Here is a 22,400-nt window from a genome sequence, read left to right as displayed (position 1 = left end):
CATGAGCCTTTCCCTTCGCGACCAATTGCTCAAAGCCGGCCTGGTCAACCAGAAACAGGTCTCGCAGACCAACAAAGCCGAGAAGAAACAGAAACGCCTGGAACACAAGGGCCAGGTGGAGGTGGACGACAGCCAGAAACGCCTGGCCAAGGAAGCCATGGCCGAGAAGGCCAAGAAGGACCAGGAGCTGAACCGTCAGGTCCAGGAGAAGGCCGAGCAGAAGGCCTGTGCCGCGCAGATCAAGCAACTGATCGAGGCGACCCGTCTGCCCAAGCTGACCACCGAGGACTACTACAACTTCGTCGATGACAAGAAGGTCAAGCGCATCGCCGTCAACGCCCTGATGCGCAGCAAGCTGAGCAATGGCGCGTTGGCCATCGTCGCCCATGGTGGTGGCTACGAAGTGATCCCGCGCGAGGCGGCGGTGAAGATCCAGGAGCGTGACCCCAACCGTATCCTGCTGCTCAACACCCATGTCGAGGAAGCGGACGAGGACGATCCGTACGCAGCCTACAAGATCCCAGACGATCTGATGTGGTAAGCACGAAAAACCCCGCCTTGGCGGGGTTTTTCGTTGCAGGGCCGGGTCACTGCGCCGGGCGTTGGCGCTCGAGGTATTCAAGCTCCATGCGGTACTGGTGAGCCTGTTGCTCGTCATGGAACATGCCGACCAATTGGCCTTGCTGATGCACGTCCCAGATCCGCAGGCCAGCGGCTTGGCCTTCGTGGGACATTTTCGATTCGTCGCGTTCGGTTACCTGGACTGTCATCGTCAAACTCCACTGCTTGGGTTGGCTGCGGCACTGTGTCGCAGGACTCCTTTATAGAATTTGTTAGCAGGCTAAGTAAATAAAACAGCGATGAAACAAGTTTCATCAAGGGCAACGCATCCCTGTGGGAGCGGTGTGCGGCAAAAAAGAAACCCCGCACAAGGCGGGGCTTCGGGCGTTGCAGGCAGCGGTATCAGTTACCCTTGACCGCCTTGCCATCGACCGTGCCATCCTGCAGCACGATCACGTACTCCTTGCCGTCGGTCTCAACCTGTCGCAGCTGCACCAGCAGGTAGTCCCAGTCCTTGGCGAACCACAGCTCGGTGATGCGCTTGCTCTGGCTCGGGTCGCGCACGCGTTCGACCTTGATCGCGTCGACCTGGCCAGTCTTGGTGGTCACTTTCTCGGTGCCCAGCACGCGGAAGTCGTAGGTGTCGATCTCGTCACCGTCGACCACCTGGTAGGTCATGCTCTTCTTGCCGGCGGCCACGTCATGCTGCAGGGCCAGCTGGTAGGACGACTTGTCCAGCACGCCGCGGTTGAGCGGCAGGTTGATGGCATCGCCACGGTCGCTGCCGGTGATCTTCTTGCTGGCCCAGTCGAAGTTCAGGTCGACCTTCTTTGCCTTGCCCAGGCCGCCACGTTCGAAGTGATACTGCTGCGGCAGCAGGGTGTCGTTGTCGAACTTGAGGGTGCTTTGCTCCGTCAGGCTGGCGATCATCATCGAAGCCTTGAAGTTCAGGCTCCAGGTGCCGTTGGCGTTCTTTTCCAGGCTGCGCGCGGCGGTGCCGCTCATCGGCAGCTGTTTCCAGTCGGCGGTGTAGCTGGCCGCGAAAGGCTTCAGATCAGCTGCCTGGAGGGGCAGGGCGAGCACGGCGAGAGCCAAGAGCAGGGCGCGACGCATAAATTCTCCTAGGATCGAATCAAGTGACCGCTGGCCGCCAGCGGCTGGCCATCCAGTAATGCACCCTGTCCGCCCAGACGCAAGCGTCCTTCGGCGAACCAGCGCACCGCCAGCGGGTAGATCTGGTGTTCCTGCAGGTGCACGCGCTGGGCGAGCGTCTGCGCGGTGTCATCCGTTGCCACGGGCACCACAGCCTGTACGACCAGAGGCCCGCCATCGAGTTCCTCGGTGACGAAGTGCACGCTGCAGCCATGCTCGACGTCGCCCGCCTCCAGCGCGCGCTGGTGGGTGTGCAGGCCTTTGTACCTGGGCAACAGTGACGGGTGGATGTTCAGCAGGCGGCCCTGGTAGTGGCGCACGAAATCGCCACTGAGGATGCGCATGAAACCGGCCAGCACCACCAGGTCGGGCTGGAAGCCGTCGATCAGCGCCATCAGCGCCGCGTCGAAGGCTTCGCGCCCGTCGAACCCGGTGTGCGACAACACGGCGGTTTCGATGCCGGCGGCCTTGGCACGTTCCAGGCCGTAAGCATCGGCACGGTTCGAGATGACCGCGCGGATGCGTGCCGGGCTGTCGCTGGCGTTGTTGCTGTCGATCAGTGCCTGCAGGTTGCTGCCGGAGCCCGACAGCAACACGACTACATTGCAGGGCATCAGTGTGCCTTGAGGTTCTGCAGCTCGACCTGGGCGGCGCCTTCGGCGGCCACGTCGATACGGCCAATCACCCACGGTTGCTCGCCTTCGGCGCGCAGCACGTTGAGGGCATTGTCGACCTGGTCCTGAGCCACGCAGATGACCATGCCCACGCCGCAGTTCAGCACGCGGTGCATTTCATGCTCGTCGACGTTGCCTTTTTCCTGCAGGAAGTCGAACACCGCCGGACGTTGCCAGCTGGCCACGTCGACCACGGCCTGGGCACCCTTTGGCAGTACGCGCGGGATGTTGTCCAGCAGGCCGCCACCGGTGATGTGGGCCATTGCCTTGACAGCGCCGGTCTGCTTGATCAGTTGCAGCAGCGGCTTGACGTAGATGCGGGTAGGCGCCATCAGCAGGTCGGCCAGCGGCTTGCCGTCGAGCTGGGTGTTGTCGATGTCGGTGCCGGAAACCTCGAGGATCTTGCGGATCAGCGAGTAGCCATTGGAGTGCGGGCCGGAGGATGGCAGCGCGATCAGGGCGTCGCCGGTGACCACTTTCGAGCCGTCGATGATCTCGGACTTTTCCACCACGCCGACGCAGAAGCCGGCCAGGTCGTAGTCTTCGCCTTCGTACATGCCAGGCATCTCGGCGGTTTCACCACCGACCAGCGAGCAGCCGGCCAGTTCGCAACCGGCGCCGATGCCGGTGACCACGGTGGCGGCCACGTCGACGTTGAGCTTGCCGGTGGCGTAGTAGTCGAGGAAGAACAGCGGCTCGGCGCCGCATACAACCAGGTCGTTGACGCACATGGCGACCAGGTCCTGGCCGATGCTGTCGTGCTTGTTCAGGTTCAGCGCCAGGCGCAGCTTGGTGCCGACGCCGTCGGTGCCGGAGACCAGCACCGGCTGCTTGTAGCCGGCCGGGATCTCGCAGAGGGCGCCGAAGCCGCCCAGGCCACCCATGACTTCAGGACGTGCGGTGCGCTTGGCGACGCCCTTGATGCGTTCGACCAGTGCTTCGCCGGCGTCGATGTCTACACCGGCGTCTTTGTAGCTCAGGGAGGGTTGCTTGCTCATTGATCCAGGCCTTTAGGAGGGAGGGATTCAGAAAAACGACCGGGACGGCCAAGGCCGGTTTCAGAAACGGCGGCTGCCTGTACGTCACTGGTCTGCGAAGGCGCGCGATTTTATCAGGGTTGCCCCAAGGCGGCCATCCTCAGGCCGACGGGCAGGCGGGAAATCTGGGCAAAAAACCGTGTTTCACCCCCTGTGACTGGTTGGCGCGCCGGTGCCTGTATAAGGTATAGGCATGGCGACCCACGCAACGGGCCGGCAACGCGGAGTATTTGCCGTGGTTGCGCGGTCACAGCCGACAGGCAAGGGCGTGTCGCCCCAAGGTCATCTGGACAGGAATCCTCAATGCGTCTTCTCAATTTCCTCGCTGGCGCCTGCCTGGTTGTGGCCGGCACCGTCGCCCAGGCCGAAACCATCTCTGGCTTGTATCAGGTGCGCGAGCCTGTCGAAGGGCAGGGCAGCGAAGCCCGCGCCCAGGCGACCGGCAAGGCCCTGGATACCCTGGTGCTGCGCCTGACCGGCGATCCCAAGGCGGTGCAGAACCCGGCATTGGCCGCGCTGCGCAAGGACCCGCAGCAGATCATCAACCAGGTCGGCACCGAAGCCGGGCCGCCGGAGTCGGTGCTGGTCGAATTCGACCCCGGCAGCACCGAGCGCGCCCTGCGCCAAGCTGGCCTGGCGCTGTGGGGCAGCAACCGGCCGTCGATTCTTGGCTGGTGGCTGAATGACAGCGTCGAGGGCAGTAGCCTGGTCGGCGATGGCCAAGCTGTCGCCGAACCCCTGCGCCGGGCCGCCCAGCACCGCGGCCTGCCGTTGCGCCTGCCGTTGGCCGACCTGCAGGAACAACTGGTGGCCAATGCCAAGCTGCTCGAAGGCAACGACCCGGCGCCGCTGCGCGAGGCCTCCGAGCGCTATGGCGCCGATGCGCTGCTGGCGGTGCACGCCCATGAAGCCGACGGCAAGTGGCAGGGCAAGTGGCAGTTGTGGCTGGGCGACCAGCGCGAGCAGGGCAGCGCCGAGGGCGCCGACCAGGCGGCCCTGGCCGATGCCGTGCTGCTGGCGGTGAGCAACCGCCTGGCGCCGCGTTACGTCACCCGTCCCGGCGCCAGCAGCGAGCTAGAGGTGCAGGTCCAGGGCATGAACCTGCAACGCTACGCCGAGCTCAGCCGAGTCCTGGAGCCCTATGGCGCGCGCCTGCAGATGGCCGATGGCGGCACCCTGACCTACCGCGTCAGCGGCAATCGTGAGCAACTGCGCGCGCAGTTAAGTCTGGCCAAGCTCCAGGAACTGCCTGCCGAGCCCGTGCCCGCGACACCTGCGCCAAACACGCAGGACCCGGCCGGCGCCACGCCGCCGGCCACCGCCGCCAAGCCGTTCGACGGCTTGCGTTTTCGCTGGTAAGGAGTGGCTGAATGACTGACCTGCGTCGCTGGATCTGGCTGGGCGCGGCTTTTGTGATTGCCGTGCTGCTGTACTTCCTGCACAACATTCTCTCGCCGTTCCTGGTGGGCATCCTGCTGGCCTACCTGGCCGACCCGCTGGTCGACCGCCTGGAACGGTTCGGCCTGTCGCGCACCTGGGGCGTGGTGGTGGTGTTCAGCCTGTTCACCCTGATATTCCTGGCCCTGCTGCTGGTGCTGGTGCCGATGCTGGCCAAGCAGTTGCTACGCCTGTACGAACTGGCGCCGCAGATGCTCGACTGGCTGCAGCATGTGGCGCTGCCCTGGGTGCAGAGCCGCCTGGGCCTGGCCGATGGGTTCTGGAAATTCGACAAGATCAAGGCCGCCATCGGCGAGCACATGGGCCAGACCACCGACATCGTCGGGGTGCTGCTGTCCCAGGCCACTGCTTCGAGCCTGGCGTTGATTGGCTGGCTGGCCAACCTGGTGCTGATCCCGGTGGTGGGCTTCTACCTGCTGCGCGACTGGGACCTGATGATAGCCAAGCTGCGCAGCCTGCTGCCACGTCAACGCGAACCGCAGGTAGTGGGACTGGCCGGCGAGTGCCACGAGGTGCTGGGGGCGTTCGTGCGCGGGCAGTTGCTGGTGATGCTGGCGCTGGGCGTCATCTATTCCACCGGCCTGATGCTGGTGGGCCTGGAGCTGGGCCTGCTGATCGGCATGCTCGCGGGGTTGGCGGCGATCGTGCCGTACATGGGCTTCATCATCGGCATCGGTGCGGCGCTGGTCGCCGGGTTGTTCCAGTTCGGCGGCGAGCTCTACCCGATGCTGGGCATCGTCGCGGTGTTCATGGTTGGGCAGGCGCTTGAAGGCATGGTGCTGACACCGCTGCTGGTGGGCGACCGCATCGGCCTGCACCCGGTGGCGGTGATCTTCGCGATCCTGGCCGGCGGCGAGCTGTTCGGCTTTACCGGCGTGTTGCTGGCGTTGCCGGTGGCGGCGGTGATCATGGTGCTGCTGCGGCATGTGCATGACCTGTACAAGGAATCGGACATGTATGCCGGGGAGATCGACCCCGACCTATGATCAATCGCGGGGCAAGCCCGCTCCCACGCTACCCTGGCAGAGGCTATAACGTGGGGGCGGGCTTGCCCCGCGATGCTTGTGAAACAGTGCAACTACTTGATTTTACTTGCGCTATTCCCCTCGCCGATTGTGCCGTCCGCGCTGCGGGTATAGACTTTGCACACTGTTCATCAAAGGCCCCCTGTGGTCCCCGCGACCGCCCGCGAGCATGAAACCGATCCAGTTGCCCCTGGGTGTGCGTCTGCGCGACGACGCCACCTTCATCAACTACTACCCCGGCGCCAATGCCGCGGCACTGGGCTATGTCGAGCGGCTGTGCGAAGCCGACGCCGGCTGGACCGAAAGCCTCATCTACCTGTGGGGCAAGCAGGGCGTGGGCCGCACCCACCTGTTGCAGGCCGCCACCCAGCGTTTCCAGCAGTTGGGCCAACCCGCTGTCTACCTGCCCCTGGCGCAACTGCTTGATCGCGGCGTCGAACTGCTCGACTACCTCGAACAGTACGAGCTGGTGTGCATCGACGACCTGCATGTGATTGCCGGCAAGGCGGACTGGGAAGAGGCGATGTTTCACCTGTTCAACCGCCTGCGCGACAGCGGCCGGCGCCTGCTGCTGGCGGCGTCCAGTTCGCCACGGGAACTGCCGATCAAACTGGCCGACCTCAAGTCGCGGCTGACCCTGGCGCTGATCTTCCAGATGCGTGGGATGTCCGATGAGGACAAGCTGCGCGCCCTGCAACTGCGTGCCTCGCGCCGTGGCCTGCACTTGACCGACGAGGTCGGCCACTTCATCCTCACCCGCGGTACGCGCAGCATGAGCGCGTTGTTCGACCTCCTCGAACGCCTCGACCAGGCCTCCCTGCAGGCCCAGCGCAAGCTGACCATCCCGTTCCTCAAGGAAACCCTCGGCTGGTAGCCCTGAGAACACGGTGCCAGAGCATCAAAACGGAAAAGTCACATCTTTTTCGATAAAATTTGCAAATGGGTCCGATAGAAGGCATAGTTTCCCCCTTCTAAAGGACTACAGACACGGTCGTGCCCATGCTGAAGCGCTTCGCACCCCTCGTGCCACTTGCACTTGTCACCCTTCTTTACGGCTGTGCCTCCACCGGCCCGGTCGCACCCTCGCAGGACCACCGCGTGGCCGCCGAGCAATCGGTCAAGGCCAAGGCTTCCGCCTCTTCCGTATTCACCGAGGAAGAGCTGGCCAGCGAAGACGACCTCGACGCCTTCTCCAGCAACGGCAAGCCATACCAGCTGCCTGTGCTGGCCGACAGCATTCTCGAACGCGGCATGGCCCTGATCGGCACCCGCTACCGCTTCGGCGGCACCTCCGAGAAGTCCGGCTTCGACTGCAGCGGTTTCATCGGCTACCTGTTCCGCGAAGAGGCGGGCATGAACCTGCCGCGCTCGACCCGCGAGATGATCAACGTCGACGCGCCCAAGGTCGCCCGTAACAAGCTCAAGCCCGGCGACCTGCTGTTCTTCAGCACCAACGGCCGTGGCCGCGTGAGCCATGCCGGCATCTACCTGGGTGACAACCAGTTCATCCACTCCAGCAGCCGCCGCAGCGGTGGTGTGCGTATCGACAGCCTGGGCGATCGCTATTGGAGCAAGACCTTCATCGAGGCCAAACGCGCGCTCGCCATGGCGCCGACCACGATCTCGCGCAATTGATTTGATATCAAAATGCTGTAACCTCGCACGGCGGCGTAGCTGAAAAGCTCGCCGCCGTGCGCATTTACAGAAAGCGTCTAATCTAAATTCTCAACTCTTTTTACCTTCGGCCGTGGCCGTCGGATTTTCGACAGGACGTTCGCATCATGGCGATGTTGGCGCGCTTCGCATTCTTTTCCCTGGTGGCCCTGCTTGCGGCCTGCTCCAGCCGTGCACCTGCGCCGGCGCCCACGCCCAAACAGCCGATGGTGTTCAATCAGGCGCCTTCGTCGCCTGCGGCCGACGATGTATTGTTTCGCGCCATCGGCCTGGTGGGCACACCGTATCGCTGGGGTGGCAATACACCGGATGCCGGGTTCGATTGCAGCGGCCTGATCGGCTATGTCTACCGTGATGCGGCGGGTATCAGTCTGCCACGCTCGACTCGCGAGATGATCGTCATGCGCGCGCCAAATGTGGATATCAATTCGCTGCAGTCGGGTGATCTGGTGTTCTTTGCCACCAGCGGCGGGTCGCAGGTCAGCCATGCCGGCATCTACGTCGGTGAAGGGCGCTTCGTGCATGCACCGTCGACGGGCGGCACCGTGCGCCTGGACTACCTGTCCAACAGCTACTGGGCCAAGGCCTACCTCCAGGCCAAACGGGTGCTGCCGCCGGGGCATCTGGCGCAGAATCCCTGATACCTACCGGCGCGGGCAGGGTATGAACTTGGTCCAGTATTGCCTGGCTGGCATCAAGCCTGTTTGAGCAGAAGCGCCACTCCGGGATAGTACTGCCCCAGTTCGTTGTGCAGCTTGCGGTAGGCATACGGGAAGTACCAGGCAAGCGCACAGGCCGTGTGCTTCTGCAGATCGTCCACCAGGTCCTGCAGTTCCTCGGGGCTGGCATGCTGGCCGGCCTTCCACGGTGTGACGAACAGTGCCCCAGCCTTGAGTTGGCTGCCATAGGCGATCGGCTTGGCCAGGGCGGCGGTTTCCTGCAGGGCCGCTGTCAGGTCGAGGCGAGCGATGCGCGGCCAGCGCTGGCCAGCGTGCAGGTACAGCGACTCCTCGGCGCTGCTGATCGACAGGTCGCAGCGCCCGTCGCGCTCGCCCTCGTCGCGCTGTTTCTTGCTCATGTGCCGTTCCAGCGCCACCAACTCACCCTGCCAGGCTGCAGCGGCGAGCAGGCCGACGTTGCTGGCTGTGCCGTGCCAGTAGGGCGCCTCGTTGTCGCCCTGCAACTGGTTGAAGCGGTCGATGCAGTCGACCCAGCGCTCGAGGGCCGGGCGCAGGAACTCCAGGCGCGGGTTGTTGATCATCAGGCCTTGCATGCTGCGCTCTCCTTGTCATTGTGATCCGGGTTGGCCGGGTGATGGCTATGTGATATCACTGCTCTGAGTGTGGCACAAGCTGGTGAATCGGCCATTGATCCAGGCCAGATCGGCCCTCGCTCGATTGACGCTCCCGGTGCAACCCTCTAACCTTCGCGGCGTGCTTCAGGTGCCCCGCGAGCTGCGGTTCGGCAGGGTGAAACTGGGAAGCCGGTGGGCGCCAGTAGGCGCGAGTCCGGCGCTGCCCCCGCAACGGTAGATGAGTCGACGGCTACGCAAGGCCACTGGATGTCCATGTCCGGGAAGGCGCGTAGCCAGGGCCTGCGCCCGCTCATGAGCCCGGAGACCGGCCTGTCACTGCCAAACGGCATCACGGAGGGTGATGCGCGGTGCGATGTGGCCCTTGCCATGCCTCCTGCGCGCTCCTCGTCTGCCTGCCTTTTACCTGTCGCCGCCGCTGCGACAGCCTGCGGAGACCCCTGATGAGCGAATCCATCGAACGCGACGAACGTCACCTGGCGCGCATGCAGCGCAAGAAGGCGATCATCGACGAGCGCATCGCCAATTCCCCCAATGAATGCGGCCTGCTGCTGGTGCTGACCGGCAACGGCAAGGGCAAGAGCAGCTCGGCCTTCGGCATGCTTGCCCGCGCCCTTGGCCATGGCATGCAGTGCGGCGTGGTGCAGTTCATCAAAGGCCGCAACAGCACCGGCGAGGAGCTGTTTTTCCGCCGATTTCCCGAGCAGGTGCGTTATCACGTGATGGGCGAGGGTTTTACCTGGGAAACCCAGGACCGCCAGCGCGACATCGCCGCTGCCGAGGCCGCCTGGGCGGTGTCGCGGCAGTTGCTGCAGGACCCCTCTATCCAGTTCGTCGTGCTCGATGAGCTGAACATCGCCCTCAAGCACGGCTACCTGGACCTCGACCAGGTGCTATCGGATATCCAGGCGCGTCCGCCGATGCAGCATGTGATCGTCACGGGGCGCGCTGCCAAGCCGGAGATGATCGAACTGGCCGACACCGTCACCGAGATGGGCATGCTCAAGCACGCCTTCCAGGCCGGTATCCGCGCGCAGAAGGGCGTTGAACTGTGAGTGAGTCGCGCCAGTGTCCCGCCGTGCTGATCGCGGCCCCGGCCTCGGGCCAGGGCAAGACCACGGTCACTGCCGCCCTGGCCCGCCTGCACCGCAACCTCGGGCGCACGGTGCGGGTGTTCAAGTGCGGGCCTGACTTTCTCGACCCGATGATCCTCGAGCGCGCCAGCGGTGCGCCGGTCTACCAGCTCGACCTGTGGATGATCGGCGCCGAGGAGAGTCGCCGCCTGTTGTGGGAAGCGGCGGGCGAGGCCGACCTGATCCTGATCGAGGGCGTGATGGGCCTGTTCGACGGCACGCCGTCGAGCGCCGACCTGGCGCGCCACTTCGGCGTGCCGGTGTTGGCGGTGATCGACGGCACGGCCATGGCCCAGACCTTTGGTGCCTTGGCTCTAGGCCTGGCGCGCTACCAGCCCGACCTGCCGTTCGCCGGGGTGCTGGCCAACCGGGTCGGCAGCCTGCGTCATGCGCAACTGCTCGAAGGCAGCCTGACCGAAGGCCTGCGCTGGTACGGCGGGTTGTCCCGCGAGCGCGGCATCGAGCTGCCCAGCCGTCACCTTGGCCTGGTCCAGGCCAGCGAGTTGAACGACCTGGATGCACGCCTGGATGCCGCCGCCGAAGCCCTGGGCGCCAGTTGCGATGCCGCGCTGCCGCCACCGGTCCGTTTTGCCGAGCCTGAGCCTGTGAATGTGACTGCGTCGCTGGCCGGGGCGCGCATCGGTGTGGCCCGTGATGAGGCCTTCGCCTTCACCTATGGCGCCAATCTTGACCTGCTGCGTGGCCTCGGTGCGCACCTGGAATTCTTCTCGCCGGTGCATGACCGCGAGCTACCCGTGGTGGACAGTCTCTACCTGCCCGGCGGCTACCCCGAACTGCATCACCAGGCGCTGGCCGCCAACGCGCCGATGCTGGAAGCGATCCGCGCCCATCATGCCGCCGGCAAGCCGTTGCTGGCCGAGTGCGGCGGCATGCTCTACCTGCTCGACGCGCTGACCGACGTGGCGGGCGAGCGCGCCACGCTGCTGGGCTTGCTGCCGGGCGAGGCGACCATGCAGAAGCGCCTGGCGGCCCTGGCCCTGCAGGCGGTCGAACTACCCGAAGGCACCCTGCGAGGCCACACCTACCACCACTCGCTGACCAGCACGGAGCTTGCGCCGATCGCCCGCGGCCAGAGCCCCAACGGCGGTCGGGGCAACGAGGCGGTCTATCGTCTGGGGCGTCTGACCGCCTCCTACGTGCACTTCTACTTCCCCTCCAACCCCGACGCGGCGGCGGCGCTGCTGCGACCATGAGCCGACACGCCTACAGCGAAGCCGAACGCCAGGCCATCTACCGGGCCATTGGCGAACGCCGCGACATGCGCCATTTTGCCGGGGGCGAGGTGGCCCCCGAGTTGCTCGGACGCCTGCTCGCCGCCGCCCACCAGGCGCCCAGCGTAGGCCTGATGCAGCCGTGGCGGTTCATCCGTATCAGCCAGCGTGCCTTGCGCGAGCGGATCCAGGCGCTGGTGGAGCAGGAGCGGGTGCGCACCGCCGAGGCCCTGGGCGAGCGCTCCGATGAATTCATGAAGCTCAAGGTCGAAGGCATCAACGACTGCGCCGAAGTGCTGGTGGCCGCGTTGATGGACAAGCGCGAGGCGCATGTCTTCGGCCGCCGCACCCTGCCCGAGATGGACTTGGCCTCGCTGGCCTGCGCCATCCAGAACCTGTGGCTGGCGGCACGCGCCGAAGGGTTGGGCATGGGCTGGGTATCGCTGTTCGACCCCGAGGCCCTGGCCGAACTGCTGGGCATGCCCGCGGGCGCCAAGCCCATGGCGGTGCTGTGCCTGGGGCCGGTGACAGAGTTCTATCCGGCGCCGATGCTGGTGCTGGAAGACTGGGCCGAACAGCGGCCCTTGAGCGAGATGCTGTACGAGAACCATTGGGGAGAGCGTCCATGAGCGTGGCCTTGCTGACCGTGGCGGGCGTGGCCCTGGATGCGCTGCTGGGCGAGCCGCGCCGGCGTCATCCGCTGGTGGGCTTCGGCAACTTCGCCTCGCGCCTGGAGCAACGTTTCAACGCCGGTGGGCGCGGCTGGCGCAGCCATGGCGTCACCGCGTGGTTCCTGGCGGTGGTGCCGCTGACCCTGCTGGCGCTGATCCTGTCCTGGCTGCCGTACATCGGCTGGCTGGTGGATGTGCTGGCGCTGTACTGCGCCCTGGGCCTGCGCAGCCTGGGCGAGCATGTGCTGCCGGTGGCCCAGGCCTTGCGCCAGGGGGACCTGGCCGAGGCGCGGCGGCGTGTCGGTTACCTGGTCAGCCGCGAAACCCGCGAGCTGGACGAGCCCGCCGTGGCCCGGGCGGCCACCGAGTCGGTGTTGGAAAACGGCAGCGACGCGGTGTTTGCCGCGCTGTTCTGGTTTGTCGTGGCCGGTGCGCCGGGGGTGGTGCTGTACCGCCTGAGCAATACCCTGGATGCCATGTGGGGCTATCGCAACGAGCGCTTCGAACGCTTTGGCTGGTGCGCGGCGCGCATCGACGATGGGCTGAACTATATTCCCGCCAGGCTGGTGGCGCTGACCTATGCGCTGCTGGGCAAGACCCGCCTGGCCCTGGCCTGCTGGCGCAACCAGGCGCCGCTGTGGGATAGCCCCAACGCCGGCCCGGTGATGGCCGCGGGTGCCGGCGCGCTGGGCGTGGAGCTGGGCGGCCCGGCGGTGTATCACGGCGAGCTGCATGAACGACCGCGCCTGGGTGAAGGGCCGATGGCCGACGCCCAGGCCATCGAGCGCGGCTGGAGCCTGGTGCAGCGCGGCGTGTGGTTGTGGGTGCTGTTGATCTGCGTGGGAGCCTATCTGAATGCTTGAACACGGTGGCCGCCTGCTGCGGGCGGTGAAACAGTACGCCATTCCACGGGAGCAGTGGCTCGACCTGTCCAGCGGTATCGCGCCATGGTCCTATCCGATACCGCCGATTCCGCTGGAGGCCTGGGCCCGTCTGCCGGAGACCGAAGACGGCCTGGAGACGGCGGCGCGAAAGTACTATGGCGCGCAGCCGTTGCTGGCGGTGGCCGGCTCCCAGGCGGCGATCCAGGCCTTGCCGCACCTGCGCCCGAGCGGGCGGGTCGGGGTCCTGTCGCCGTGCTATGCCGAGCATCCGCATGCCTGGGCACGGGCAGGGCACACGTTGGTCGAACTGGACGAGACCGAGGTCGAGGACGTGCTCGACAGTCTTGACGTCCTGGTGCTGGTCAACCCCAACAATCCCACCGGCCGTCGGGTAACCCGCGAACGCCTGCTGGCCTGGCATGCGCGTCTGGCCGAGCGCGGTGGCTGGCTGCTGGTGGACGAAGCCTTCATGGACAATACGCCCGAACACAGCGTGGTCGAGCAGGCCGGGCAACCTGGCCTGATCGTGTTGCGCTCGTTCGGCAAGTTCTTCGGCCTGGCCGGTGTGCGGTTGGGCTTCGTCGTCGCCCAGGCGGATGTGCTGCGACGTCTGGCCGAGGCACTCGGGCCCTGGGCCGTCAGCGGCCCGACCCGAGTGCTGGGGCAGGCCTGTTTCGCCGACGACGCGGCGCACCTGGCGCAGATTGCCCGTTGCGCCCAGGCCAGCCAGCGCCTGGCCTCGTTGCTCGACGGCGCGGGCCTGCCACCCAGTGGCGGCTGCGACCTGTTCCAGTACGTGCGTGATGAGCGCGCCGCGCACCTGCATGACTTTCTCGCCCGCCGCGGCATTCTGGTGCGCCTGTTCGATCAGCCGCCCGCGCTGCGTTTCGGCCTGCCCGCCACGGCCGCTGACGAACAACGCCTGGCCCAGGCCCTGGCGGACTATCAGAAGGAATCGGCATGACCACCCTCATGGTGCAAGGCACCACCTCCGATGCCGGCAAGAGCACGCTGGTGACCGCCCTGTGCCGCTGGCTGCTGCGCCAGGGCATCGCCGTGGTGCCGTTCAAGCCGCAGAACATGGCGCTCAACAGCGCCGTGACCGCCGACGGTGGCGAGATCGGCCGCGCCCAGGCGGTGCAGGCCCAGGCCTGCCGGCTGGCGCCGCACACCGACATGAACCCGGTGCTGCTCAAGCCCAACAGCGACACCGGCGCCCAGGTGATCGTCCATGGCCGCGCGGTGACCAGCATGAACGCCGTCGCCTACCACGACTACAAGGCCATCGCCATGCAGGCGGTGCTGGCGTCCCACGAGCGCCTGAGCGAAGCCTACCCGGTGGTGATGGTCGAAGGCGCCGGCTCCCCGGCGGAGATCAACCTGCGTGCCGGCGACATCGCCAACATGGGCTTCGCCGAGGCGGTCGACTGCCCGGTGATCCTGGTGGCCGACATCAACCGCGGCGGCGTGTTCGCCCACCTGGTCGGCACCCTGGAACTGCTGTCGGCGAGCGAGCAGGCGCGGGTCAAGGGCTTTGTCATCAACCGTTTCCGTGGCGACATTGCCTTGCTGCAACCGGGCCTGGACTGGCTGGAGCAGCGCACCGGCAAGCCGGTGCTGGGCGTGTTGCCCTATGTCACCGACCTGCACCTGGAGGCCGAGGACGGGATCGATACCCGCCAGGGGGCGAAGGGCGAGCGCGTGCTCAAGGTGATCGTCCCGGTGCTGCCGCGAATCAGCAACCACACCGACTTCGACCCGCTACGCCTGCATCCGCAGGTGGACCTGCAGTTCATCGGCCCGGGCCAGCCGATCCCAGCCGCCGACCTGATCATCCTGCCCGGCTCCAAGAGCGTGCGCGGCGACCTGGCGCAACTGCGCGAGCGTGGCTGGGATACCGCCATCGCCCGGCACCTGCGCTACGGCGGCAAGCTCATCGGCATCTGCGGTGGCCTGCAGATGCTCGGCGAGCAGGTGCATGATCCACTGGGCCTGGAAGGGCCCGCCGGCTCCAGTGCGGGCCTCGGCCTGCTGGCCTACAGCACCGTGCTGGAGGCCGAGAAGCAGCTGCGCAACGTGGCCGGCACGCTCGATCTCGAGCAGGTTCCGGTGTCGGGTTACGAGATCCATGCCGGGGTTACCCACGGTCCGGCGCTGGAGCGTCCGGCGGTGCTACTGGCCGATGGCCGCGCCGACGGGGCCATCAGCGCCGACGGGCAGATCCTCGCCACCTACCTGCATGGCCTGTTCGAGGGCAGCCAGTCGTGCGCCGCGCTGCTGCGCTGGGCGGGTCTGGCCGATGTGCAGGCCATCGACTACGAGGCCCTGCGCGAACGCGATATCGAACGCCTGGCCGACCTGGTCGAGCAGCACCTGGACACCGCGCGCCTGCGCCAACTGTGTGGAGTCGTCTGACATGCGCAGCCTGATCCTCGGCGGCGCCCGTTCGGGCAAGAGCCGCCTGGCCGAGCAACTGGCCGAGACCAGCGGCCTGCCGGTGACCTATATCGCCACCAGCCAGCCGCTGGATGGCGAGATGAATGAACGGGTGCGTCTGCACCGCGAGCGCCGTCCGGCCCATTGGGGGCTGGTGGAGGAACCCCTGGCGCTGGCTGATGTGCTGTACGCCGAAGCCGCCGAAGGGCGCTGCCTGCTGGTGGACTGCCTGACCCTGTGGCTGACCAATCTGCTGATGCTCGAGGATGACCTGCGCCTGGCGCAGGAGCGCGATGCGCTGCTCGATTGCCTGGAACAGCTGCCGGGCACCCTTGTCCTGGTCAGCAACGAAACCGGCCTGGGCGTGGTGCCCATGGGCGAACTGACCCGTCGCTACGTCGACCTGGCGGGCACGCTGCACCAGGCCGTGGCCGAGCGCTGCCAACGCGTGGTGCTGACTGTCGCTGGTCTCCCTCTCATGCTCAAAGGACCTGCCCTATGACCCAGATGTGGTGGCGTGACGCCTGCCAACCCCTCGACACCGCCGCCATGGACCAGGCCCGCGCTCGTCAGCAGCAGCTGACCAAACCGGCCGGCTCCCTCGGCCAACTCGAAGGCCTGGCGATACGCCTGGCCGGCCTGCAAGGGCGCGAGCGTCCCAGCCTGGAGCGGATCGCCATCACGATCTTCGCCGGCGACCATGGCGTGGTGGAGGAGGGCATCTCTGCCTACCCGCAGGCGGTGACCGGACAGATGCTGCGCAATTTCGTCGGCGGTGGCGCGGCGATCAGCGTGCTGGCGCGCCAGCTGGACGCAGACCTTGAGGTGGTCGACCTCGGTACCATCGACCCGACGCTGCAACTGCCCGGTGTCCATCACCTGAGTCTTGGGCCTGGCACGGCCAACTTCGCCTGTCAGCCGGCGATGAGCGATGCGCAACTGGCTGCGGCGCTGCAGGCCGGACGCGACAGCGCCCTGCGCGCACTCGACAACGGCGCTCAGCTGTTCATCGGCGGGGAAATGGGCATCGGCAACACCACCGCGGCGGCGGCGCTGGCCAGCACGTTGCTGGGCTGCCCGGCGCGTGAGCTGAGCGGCCCGGGCACCGGCCTGGACAGCGCCGGCGTGCGGCACAAGGCCGAAGTGATCGAGCGCGCCCTGGTGCTGCACGGTCTGCGCGCCGACCAGCCGTTGCAGGCGCTGGCCTGTGTCGGCGGCTTCGAGATCGCCGCGCTGGCCGGCGCCTACTTGGCGTGCGCCCAGCATGGCGTGGCGGTACTGGTCGATGGTTTCATCTGCAGTGTCGCCGCCCTGGTGGCGGTACGCCTCAATCCACAGTGCCGCCCCTGGCTGCTGTTCGCCCACCAGGGCGCCGAGCCGGGGCACAAGGCCTTGCTGGCGGCCCTGGAAGCCGAGCCGCTGCTGACCCTGGGCTTGCGCCTGGGCGAGGGCAGCGGTGCGGCGCTGGCGGTGCCGCTGATCCGCCTGGCCTGCGCGCTGCATGGGCAAATGGCGACCTTCGCCGAGGCGGCGGTGGCGGATCGCCCGGCATGATCCTCGACCTGCTGCGCCACGGCGAGACGGAAAAAGGGGGTGGCTTGCGCGGCAGCCTCGACGACGCCTTGACCGAGACTGGCTGGGCGCAGATGCGCCAGGCCGTCACCGACGTCGGCCCCTGGGACGTGCTGGTCAGTTCGCCGCTGCAGCGCTGCGCGGCGTTCGCCGATGAGCTGGGCGCGCGCCTGAACCTGCCGGTGCTGCGCGAGGCTGGTGTGCGCGAGCTGCACTTCGGTGAGTGGGAAGGGCAAAGCGCTGCGCAGATCATGCAGGTCGACGCCGATGCCCTGGGGCAGTTCTGGAATGATCCGTATACCTTCACCCCGCCGGGCGGCGAACCGGTGCTGGCCTTTGCCGAACGGGTGCTGGCGGCGGTCGAGGGTTTGCGCCGTGTGCATGCAGGCAAGCGCGTGCTGCTGGTCACCCATGGTGGGGTGATGCGTCTTCTCCTGGCACGGGCACGTGGCTTGCCGCGTGAGCAATTGCTGCAGGTCGAGGTCGGGCACGGCGCGCTGGTGCGACTGATGCTGGATCACGACGGGCAAATGCGCGAGGTGGGTTGAGATGCTGCCGTTCTGGATCGCCCTGCAGTTCCTCAGTAGCTTGCCGGTCCGCTTGCCGGGCATGCCGGAGCCCCGCGAGATGGGGCGCTCGCTGCTGTGCTATCCGCTGGTGGGGCTGCTGTTTGGCCTGTTGCTGTCGCTGGCCAGCCATCTGCTGCAAGGCACTGCGGCGCCCTTGCACGCGGCCTTGTTGCTGGCGCTGTGGGTGCTGCTCAGCGGCGGGCTGCACCTGGACGGCCTGGCCGACAGCGCTGATGCGTGGCTGGGGGGCTTCGGTGATCGCGAGCGCACCTTGCAGATCATGAAGGACCCGCGTAGCGGGCCGATTGCCGTGGTCACGCTGGTGCTGGTATTGCTGCTGAAGTTCTGCGCCCTCTGGGTGCTGGTCGAGCGGGGCGCTGACGGCCTGTTGGTGTTGGCTCCGGTGGTGGGGCGGGCGGCGATGCTCGGGTTGTTTCTCGGCACGCCCTACGTGCGCGCGGGCGGGCTGGGCGCGGCCTTGGCCGAACACCTGCCCCGGCGCGGTGCGGGCTGGGTATTGCTGGGCTGTACGCTGGTCGGCCTGGCGCTGGGAGGCTGGGCGGTGGTGTGGCCGCTGCTGGCGGCGTTGCTCGTATTCGTGTGGCTGCGTCTGCTGATGTGCCGTCGGTTGGGGGGAACCACAGGGGATACGGCTGGGGCGTTGCTGGAACTGCTGGAGCTGACGGTGGTGGTTACCCTGGCGCTGTTAGTCTAGCAGCCCTTGGGTTTGTGTCGCTTCCACAGGGGGCAGGATGTGCCCTGCATGGATCTCGGAAACCAATTCCACGTATTGCGCTTATCCTCGTTCGCTCCTCAAAACCACCAGGAGCCCCTGCCATGCACCCCTGGATGCTCGCCAGTCTGCTGGCCACCAGCAACTGCATTGGGCCTTCTACAGCTTCCGTGAGGACAGTTGGGATGGCATGGATTACGAGCTGGGTTCGGCCAAGGTGCCGTGGCGCTATTGGCAAGCCATCGAGAACGCCGCGCCGGACCCCTTGCCGCGCAAGGCCACGGCTGAGTTCGAGCCGATCCGCCAGCGCCTGCTACCCAAACCGACACCGTGAAATTTCTTGCAACATCCATAATGCGGGTATATACACGTATCCATGCTGACCAGTGAATGCATCTGTACCCATTTGCGTCGCGCCGCCCGTGGGGTGAGCCGACATTACGACGAGGCCCTTGCCGGCTTCGGCATCAATGTCGCCCAGTTTTCCCTGCTGCGCCAGGTGCAGCGCCTCGACCGCCCCAGCATCACCTGCCTGGCCGAGGCCATGGGCCTGGAGCGCAGTACCTTGGGCCGCAATCTCAAGGTGCTCGAGGCCGACGGCCTGGTGCGTCTTGCCGACGGCGACGACCAGCGCAATCGCGTGGTGCTGCTGAGCGAAGCGGGCAGGGCGTGCCTGGACGCCGCCTACCCGGCTTGGCAGCAGGCCCAGAGGCAGTTGGTGGAACGGCTGGGCGAAAGCCAGCGTGACGAGTTGGTGCGCTTGCTGGAGCAGCTTGCCTGAACGACTACGATAGAAAGCGGGTATATACCCGCATAAACCTTGCGATGGGCTGGAGACAACGACAATGACTTCCCTTTGGCGGAGCAGCGGTTGGGTACTTCTGGGGGCGGCGCTGATCCTGGCGCTGTCGCTGGGGGTGCGACATGGTTTCGGCCTGTTCCTGGCGCCGATGAGCGCCGAGTTCGGCTGGGGCCGTGAGGTGTTCGCCTTCGCCATCGCCTTGCAGAACCTGATCTGGGGCCTGGCCCAGCCGTTTACCGGCGCCCTGGCCGACCGCCTGGGCGCGGCCAAGGTGGTGGTGATCGGCGGCATCCTCTACACCGCTGGCCTGGTGATGATGGGCATGGCCGACTCGGCCTGGTCGCTGTCGCTGAGCGCCGGCCTGCTGATCGGCATCGGCCTGTCCGGCACCTCGTTCTCGGTGATCCTTGGGGTGGTCGGGCGCGCCGTGCCGCCGGAAAAGCGCAGCATGGCCATGGGTATCGCCAGCGCCGCCGGCTCCTTTGGCCAGTTCGCCATGCTTCCCGGCACCTTGGGCCTTATCCAGTGGCTGGGTTGGTCGGCGGCCTTGCTGGTGCTGGGCCTGATGGTGGCGTTGATCGTGCCGTTCGTAGGCCTGTTGCGTGATAACCCGCTGCCTAGCCATGGCGCCGAACAGAGCCTTGGCCAGGCGCTGCGCGAAGCTTGCTCGCACTCCGGCTTCTGGTTGCTGGCGCTAGGCTTCTTCGTCTGCGGCTTCCAGGTGGTGTTCATCGGCGTGCACCTGCCGGCCTACCTGGTCGACCAGCACTTGCCGGCGATAACCGGCACCACCGTGCTGGCGCTGGTCGGCCTGTTCAATATCGTCGGCACCTATACCGCCGGCTGGCTCGGCGGGCGCATGTCCAAGCCGCGCCTGCTGACCGGCTTGTACCTGCTGCGCGCCGTGGTCATCGTGCTGTTCCTCTGGGCGCCGGTGACCCAGTTCAGTGCCTACCTGTTCGGTATTGCCATGGGCCTGCTGTGGCTGTCCACGGTGCCGCTGACCAACGGCACCGTTGCCACGCTGTTCGGCGTGCGCAACCTGTCGATGCTCGGCGGTATCGTGTTCCTGTTCCACCAGCTGGGCGCGTTCCTCGGCGGCTGGCTGGGTGGGGTGGTCTATGACCAGACCGGCAGCTATGACCTGGTGTGGCAGATCTCGATCCTGCTCAGCCTGCTGGCCGCGGCCCTTAACTGGCCGGTGCGCGAGCGCCCGGTCGCCCGCCTGCAGGCCCAGACCGCGTGAACGGCCTGCTCGGGCGTGGCTTGCTGCTGATCGCCGCGATACTGGTGCTGGCGCTGGTGTGGTGGGGCTGGCACAAGGGCGGGCTGGCGTTGATGCAGTTGGGCATGAGCCTGTGTTAAGCGCTACCCTGCACAATCAAGGAATCATGTGCAGGAGACCGCTATCATGCATGCCCGCTGGCTAACCCTCCCTTTGCTGGCCCTGGCCGCAGCCACTTCGAGCTGGGCAGCCGATTGTCCGGCGTTGCTCCAGGGCAGCCTGCCGGAGCTGCGCGGCAAGGAGCAGATCGACCTGTGCCAGCGTTTCGCCGGCAAGCCGCTGGTGGTGATCAACACCGCCAGCTACTGCGGCTTCGCCCCGCAGTTCGAAGGCCTCGAAGCTACCTATAAGGACTACCGCGAACAGGGCCTGGAAATGCTCGGCGTGCCGTCCAACGACTTCAAGCAGGAAGACGCCGACAGCGACAAGACCGCCAAGGTCTGCTATGCCAACTACGGCGTGACCTTCACCATGACCAAGGCCCAGCCGGTGCGCGGCAAGGACGCGATCCCGCTGTTCGTCGAGCTGGCCCGGCAGAGCAGCGCGCCGAAGTGGAACTTCTACAAGTATGTGGTGGACCGCAAGGGCAAGGTGATCGGCAACTTTTCCAGCCTGACCAAGCCTGATGATCCGGCGTTCAGGGCGGCGATCGACAAGGCGATTGCTTCGCAGCCTTGAGGACCATGAGCGGCCTATCCGAACTGGTATATAGGCCAGTTTCGGCAGGAGGATGTTGATGGCTTCACTGAGCCAGTAATTGCCCGGATACGCGCCTGCTGGTTAGCCAACTGGTGAAGCTGCAATTATTTTTGCCCAGCTACGAAGTGACATTGTCTAGCTAGTAGATAAGCGCCTCGCTTACTCGGGGTGCACAGTCAGCGCAACCAGTCGAATGACTACTGGTCGCACCATCAATACACAGAAGAACGCTACGGGCATCGCCAGCTGGTACGCCTTGAGTACGTTGTGCAGGTAGTCGGCAGCGACCCCGCCATTGGCGGCGGTAATCACGAAGCACATCAACAATGCCATGATCGCTGACATGTAGAACGCGAACACATAGGGTGTGGCGCCTGCGCGCAATTTGCGACGATTCCGGATCGAGGACAATTCGTTCATGGGGGCCTCTGTTCGAATGAATGAGCGTGCAGGTTAACAAGGGCTGTACGCGACGCTGTAGACGCTGTTCACTGAGTTCTTTATAAAGAGAAACTTACGAATCAGCCAGGCATCCCATGGACCTGCTCAACGCCATCCGCAGTTTCATCAAGGTCGTCGAAGCCGGCAGCATTGCCGGCGGTGCTCGCAATCTGGGTCTCAGCCCCGCAGCCGTTAGCCAGAACCTGGCGCGGCTGGAGACGCATCTGCAGGTGCGCTTGCTGACCCGCACCACTCGCAGCATGGCCCTGACGCCGCCCGGCAGCCTGTACTACGAGCGCGTACGGCATATCGAGCGTGATCTTGCCCAGGCCGAGCTTGCGGTCACCACGCCGGACAGCGAGCCTCAGGGGCGCTTGTGCATTGCCTCGACATCGGCCTTCGGACGGCACGTGCTGGCGCCGCTCATCCCGGCATTTAGCGCCCGGTATCCGCTGCTTTCGATAGAGTTGGTGATGGCTGATCGCAAGGTCAATCACGCCCGCGAAGACGTGGATGTGAGCCTGCGCATCACGCCGCAGCTGGAAGACCACTTGTTGGCTAGGCATATAGCCCGTATTCCTTTCATCTGCTGCGCAGCACCCGGCTACCTGGCCAGGGCCGGTTTGCCGGCCACACCAGAGGCTTTGCACGATCACAGTTGTTTAGTGTTCCGCTACCCGGTGGATGGCCGATTCCTGCCCTGGGGATTCATGCGTGACGGTATGCGCTTCGAGGCCCGCTTCGGTCGGGTGCTGATCAGTGATGATATCGACGCATTAACCCAGATGGCGCTGAATGATGGTGGTATTACCCGCCTGGCCGAGTTCGTCGTGCGCCCGCACCTGGATGCCGGCCGGCTGGTGCCGCTGTTTGAATTCGGCGACAGCGGGCAGGCCTATGCCCAGACCGAGCCGATGGATATATACCTGTGCCTGGCTGACCGCTTTGCAATGACGACCAAGGTGCGAGTGTTCATGGAATACCTGCAGCAGTGCCTGGGCCAGCAGTGGTGCGCACAGGCATGAAAAAACCGCCACGAGGGCGGTTCTT

The 22,400-nt window shown here is 65.9% G+C and carries 27 protein-coding genes, 1 pseudogene and 1 riboswitch; of the genes and pseudogenes, 22 read left to right on the top strand and 6 right to left on the bottom strand.

What is annotated here, in order from left to right; translation table 11 throughout:
* Position 1: 1 nt before the first annotated feature.
* Positions 2-541: a DUF2058 domain-containing protein gene (locus tag AC25MA_RS15575; protein ID WP_486972195.1), complete on the top strand. Its 540-nt coding sequence runs from the start codon at positions 2-4 to the stop codon at positions 539-541.
* Between the two features lie 46 nt (positions 542-587).
* Here AC25MA_RS15575 and AC25MA_RS15570 read toward each other — a convergent pair whose 3' ends face one another.
* From AC25MA_RS15570 to purM, 4 genes are all read right to left on the bottom strand, one after another.
* Complete coding sequence (locus AC25MA_RS15570; protein WP_028690913.1) at positions 588-770, bottom strand: hypothetical protein; 183 nt, start codon at positions 768-770, stop codon at positions 588-590.
* A 193-nt stretch (positions 771-963) separates the two neighbouring features.
* The gene (locus AC25MA_RS15565; RefSeq protein ID WP_069017438.1) at positions 964-1,674 is read right to left on the bottom strand and encodes a DUF3108 domain-containing protein; all 711 of its coding nucleotides are present in this window, start codon (positions 1,672-1,674) and stop codon (positions 964-966) included.
* Positions 1,675-1,682: 8 nt separating this feature from the next.
* A complete protein-coding gene (purN, locus tag AC25MA_RS15560) occupies positions 1,683-2,327 on the bottom strand; it encodes a phosphoribosylglycinamide formyltransferase (RefSeq protein WP_186596721.1) in 645 nt (214 codons plus the stop codon).
* Positions 2,327-3,385 carry a phosphoribosylformylglycinamidine cyclo-ligase gene (gene purM / locus AC25MA_RS15555; RefSeq protein WP_028690910.1) on the bottom strand — a complete coding sequence of 353 codons (1,059 nt, stop codon included), beginning with the start codon at positions 3,383-3,385 and terminating at the stop codon, positions 2,327-2,329. Before purM ends, purN begins: the two co-directional genes overlap by 1 nt.
* 342 nt (positions 3,386-3,727) lie before the next feature.
* On the opposite strand from purM, the gene AC25MA_RS15550 reads away from it, so the two are divergent.
* The 5 genes from AC25MA_RS15550 (at position 3,728) to AC25MA_RS15530 (ending at position 8,222) form a co-directional block, all read left to right on the top strand.
* Positions 3,728-4,783 (top strand): DUF2066 domain-containing protein, encoded by a 1,056-nt coding sequence (locus AC25MA_RS15550; RefSeq protein WP_186596719.1) that lies wholly within the window; start codon positions 3,728-3,730, stop codon positions 4,781-4,783.
* Positions 4,784-4,794: 11 nt separating this feature from the next.
* Positions 4,795-5,868: an AI-2E family transporter gene (locus AC25MA_RS15545; protein ID WP_213883232.1), complete on the top strand. Its 1,074-nt coding sequence runs from the start codon at positions 4,795-4,797 to the stop codon at positions 5,866-5,868.
* 208 nt (positions 5,869-6,076) lie between these two features.
* Positions 6,077-6,781 carry a DnaA regulatory inactivator Hda gene (gene hda / locus AC25MA_RS15540; RefSeq protein ID WP_028690907.1) on the top strand — a complete coding sequence of 235 codons (705 nt, stop codon included), beginning with the start codon at positions 6,077-6,079 and terminating at the stop codon, positions 6,779-6,781.
* Between the two features lie 125 nt (positions 6,782-6,906).
* Entirely contained in the window at positions 6,907-7,542 is a 636-nt protein-coding gene (locus tag AC25MA_RS15535; protein WP_028690906.1) for a C40 family peptidase, read from the top strand.
* A gap of 146 nt (positions 7,543-7,688) precedes the next feature.
* A complete protein-coding gene (locus tag AC25MA_RS15530; RefSeq protein ID WP_028690905.1) occupies positions 7,689-8,222 on the top strand; it encodes a C40 family peptidase in 534 nt (177 codons plus the stop codon).
* A gap of 53 nt (positions 8,223-8,275) precedes the next feature.
* Here the strand turns inward: AC25MA_RS15530 and AC25MA_RS15525 are convergent, their stop codons facing one another.
* Positions 8,276-8,854, bottom strand: a complete 579-nt coding sequence (locus AC25MA_RS15525) for a hypothetical protein (protein WP_028690904.1) — start codon at positions 8,852-8,854, stop codon at positions 8,276-8,278.
* Between the two features lie 150 nt (positions 8,855-9,004).
* Positions 9,005-9,223, top strand: a riboswitch (cobalamin riboswitch).
* A gap of 113 nt (positions 9,224-9,336) precedes the next feature.
* On the opposite strand from AC25MA_RS15525, the gene cobO reads away from it, so the two are divergent.
* The 15 genes and pseudogenes from cobO to AC25MA_RS15450 all read left to right on the top strand — a co-directional run bounded on the left by cobO (position 9,337) and on the right by AC25MA_RS15450 (position 20,888).
* Positions 9,337-9,948: a cob(I)yrinic acid a,c-diamide adenosyltransferase gene (gene cobO / locus AC25MA_RS15520; RefSeq protein WP_028690903.1), complete on the top strand. Its 612-nt coding sequence runs from the start codon at positions 9,337-9,339 to the stop codon at positions 9,946-9,948.
* Entirely contained in the window at positions 9,945-11,240 is a 1,296-nt protein-coding gene (locus AC25MA_RS15515) for a cobyrinic acid a,c-diamide synthase CobB (RefSeq protein ID WP_028690902.1), read from the top strand. The genes cobO and AC25MA_RS15515 overlap by 4 nt, the downstream gene beginning before the upstream one ends.
* Entirely contained in the window at positions 11,237-11,887 is a 651-nt protein-coding gene (bluB, locus tag AC25MA_RS15510; protein WP_028690901.1) for a 5,6-dimethylbenzimidazole synthase, read from the top strand. The genes AC25MA_RS15515 and bluB overlap by 4 nt, the downstream gene beginning before the upstream one ends.
* Complete coding sequence (gene cbiB, locus AC25MA_RS15505; protein WP_062363768.1) at positions 11,884-12,792, top strand: adenosylcobinamide-phosphate synthase CbiB; 909 nt, start codon at positions 11,884-11,886, stop codon at positions 12,790-12,792. The genes bluB and cbiB overlap by 4 nt, the downstream gene beginning before the upstream one ends.
* A complete protein-coding gene (gene cobD, locus AC25MA_RS15500; protein WP_088851798.1) occupies positions 12,785-13,777 on the top strand; it encodes a threonine-phosphate decarboxylase CobD in 993 nt (330 codons plus the stop codon). Before cbiB ends, cobD begins: the two co-directional genes overlap by 8 nt.
* The gene (locus tag AC25MA_RS15495) at positions 13,774-15,228 is read left to right on the top strand and encodes a cobyric acid synthase (protein ID WP_213883231.1); all 1,455 of its coding nucleotides are present in this window, start codon (positions 13,774-13,776) and stop codon (positions 15,226-15,228) included. The genes cobD and AC25MA_RS15495 overlap by 4 nt, the downstream gene beginning before the upstream one ends.
* 1 nt (position 15,229) lies before the next feature.
* Positions 15,230-15,751, top strand: coding sequence for a bifunctional adenosylcobinamide kinase/adenosylcobinamide-phosphate guanylyltransferase (gene cobU / locus AC25MA_RS15490; protein ID WP_028690897.1), 522 nt, complete (start codon positions 15,230-15,232; stop codon positions 15,749-15,751).
* On the top strand, positions 15,748-16,803 hold the full coding sequence (cobT, locus tag AC25MA_RS15485; protein ID WP_028690896.1) for a nicotinate-nucleotide--dimethylbenzimidazole phosphoribosyltransferase: 1,056 nt from the start codon (positions 15,748-15,750) through the stop codon (positions 16,801-16,803). The genes cobU and cobT overlap by 4 nt, the downstream gene beginning before the upstream one ends.
* Positions 16,800-17,369, top strand: coding sequence for an alpha-ribazole phosphatase family protein (cobC, locus tag AC25MA_RS15480; protein ID WP_069017441.1), 570 nt, complete (start codon positions 16,800-16,802; stop codon positions 17,367-17,369). The genes cobT and cobC overlap by 4 nt, the downstream gene beginning before the upstream one ends.
* A gap of 1 nt (position 17,370) precedes the next feature.
* Complete coding sequence (locus AC25MA_RS15475) at positions 17,371-18,105, top strand: adenosylcobinamide-GDP ribazoletransferase (protein WP_213883230.1); 735 nt, start codon at positions 17,371-17,373, stop codon at positions 18,103-18,105.
* 160 nt (positions 18,106-18,265) lie between these two features.
* A pseudogene (locus AC25MA_RS15470) lies at positions 18,266-18,457 on the top strand (glycosyl hydrolase); the annotation flags it as partial.
* 42 nt (positions 18,458-18,499) lie between these two features.
* Entirely contained in the window at positions 18,500-18,904 is a 405-nt protein-coding gene (locus tag AC25MA_RS15465) for a MarR family winged helix-turn-helix transcriptional regulator (RefSeq protein ID WP_069017443.1), read from the top strand.
* 64 nt (positions 18,905-18,968) lie between these two features.
* Positions 18,969-20,171: an MFS transporter gene (locus tag AC25MA_RS15460; protein ID WP_213883229.1), complete on the top strand. Its 1,203-nt coding sequence runs from the start codon at positions 18,969-18,971 to the stop codon at positions 20,169-20,171.
* Entirely contained in the window at positions 20,168-20,290 is a 123-nt protein-coding gene (locus AC25MA_RS15455; protein WP_256582037.1) for a hypothetical protein, read from the top strand. Before AC25MA_RS15460 ends, AC25MA_RS15455 begins: the two co-directional genes overlap by 4 nt.
* 46 nt (positions 20,291-20,336) lie before the next feature.
* Positions 20,337-20,888: a glutathione peroxidase gene (locus AC25MA_RS15450; protein ID WP_028690890.1), complete on the top strand. Its 552-nt coding sequence runs from the start codon at positions 20,337-20,339 to the stop codon at positions 20,886-20,888.
* A gap of 180 nt (positions 20,889-21,068) precedes the next feature.
* Here the strand turns inward: AC25MA_RS15450 and AC25MA_RS15445 are convergent, their stop codons facing one another.
* On the bottom strand, positions 21,069-21,329 hold the full coding sequence (locus tag AC25MA_RS15445; protein WP_028690889.1) for a DUF2798 domain-containing protein: 261 nt from the start codon (positions 21,327-21,329) through the stop codon (positions 21,069-21,071).
* A 116-nt stretch (positions 21,330-21,445) separates the two neighbouring features.
* Between AC25MA_RS15445 and AC25MA_RS15440 the strand changes: the two genes are divergently transcribed.
* Complete coding sequence (locus tag AC25MA_RS15440) at positions 21,446-22,375, top strand: LysR family transcriptional regulator (protein WP_213883228.1); 930 nt, start codon at positions 21,446-21,448, stop codon at positions 22,373-22,375.
* Positions 22,376-22,400: the final 25 nt, after the last annotated feature.

Source organism: Pseudomonas sp. P65(2024), from assembly GCF_057480955.1.
This window is presented reverse-complemented; position numbering and strand designations above follow the sequence as displayed.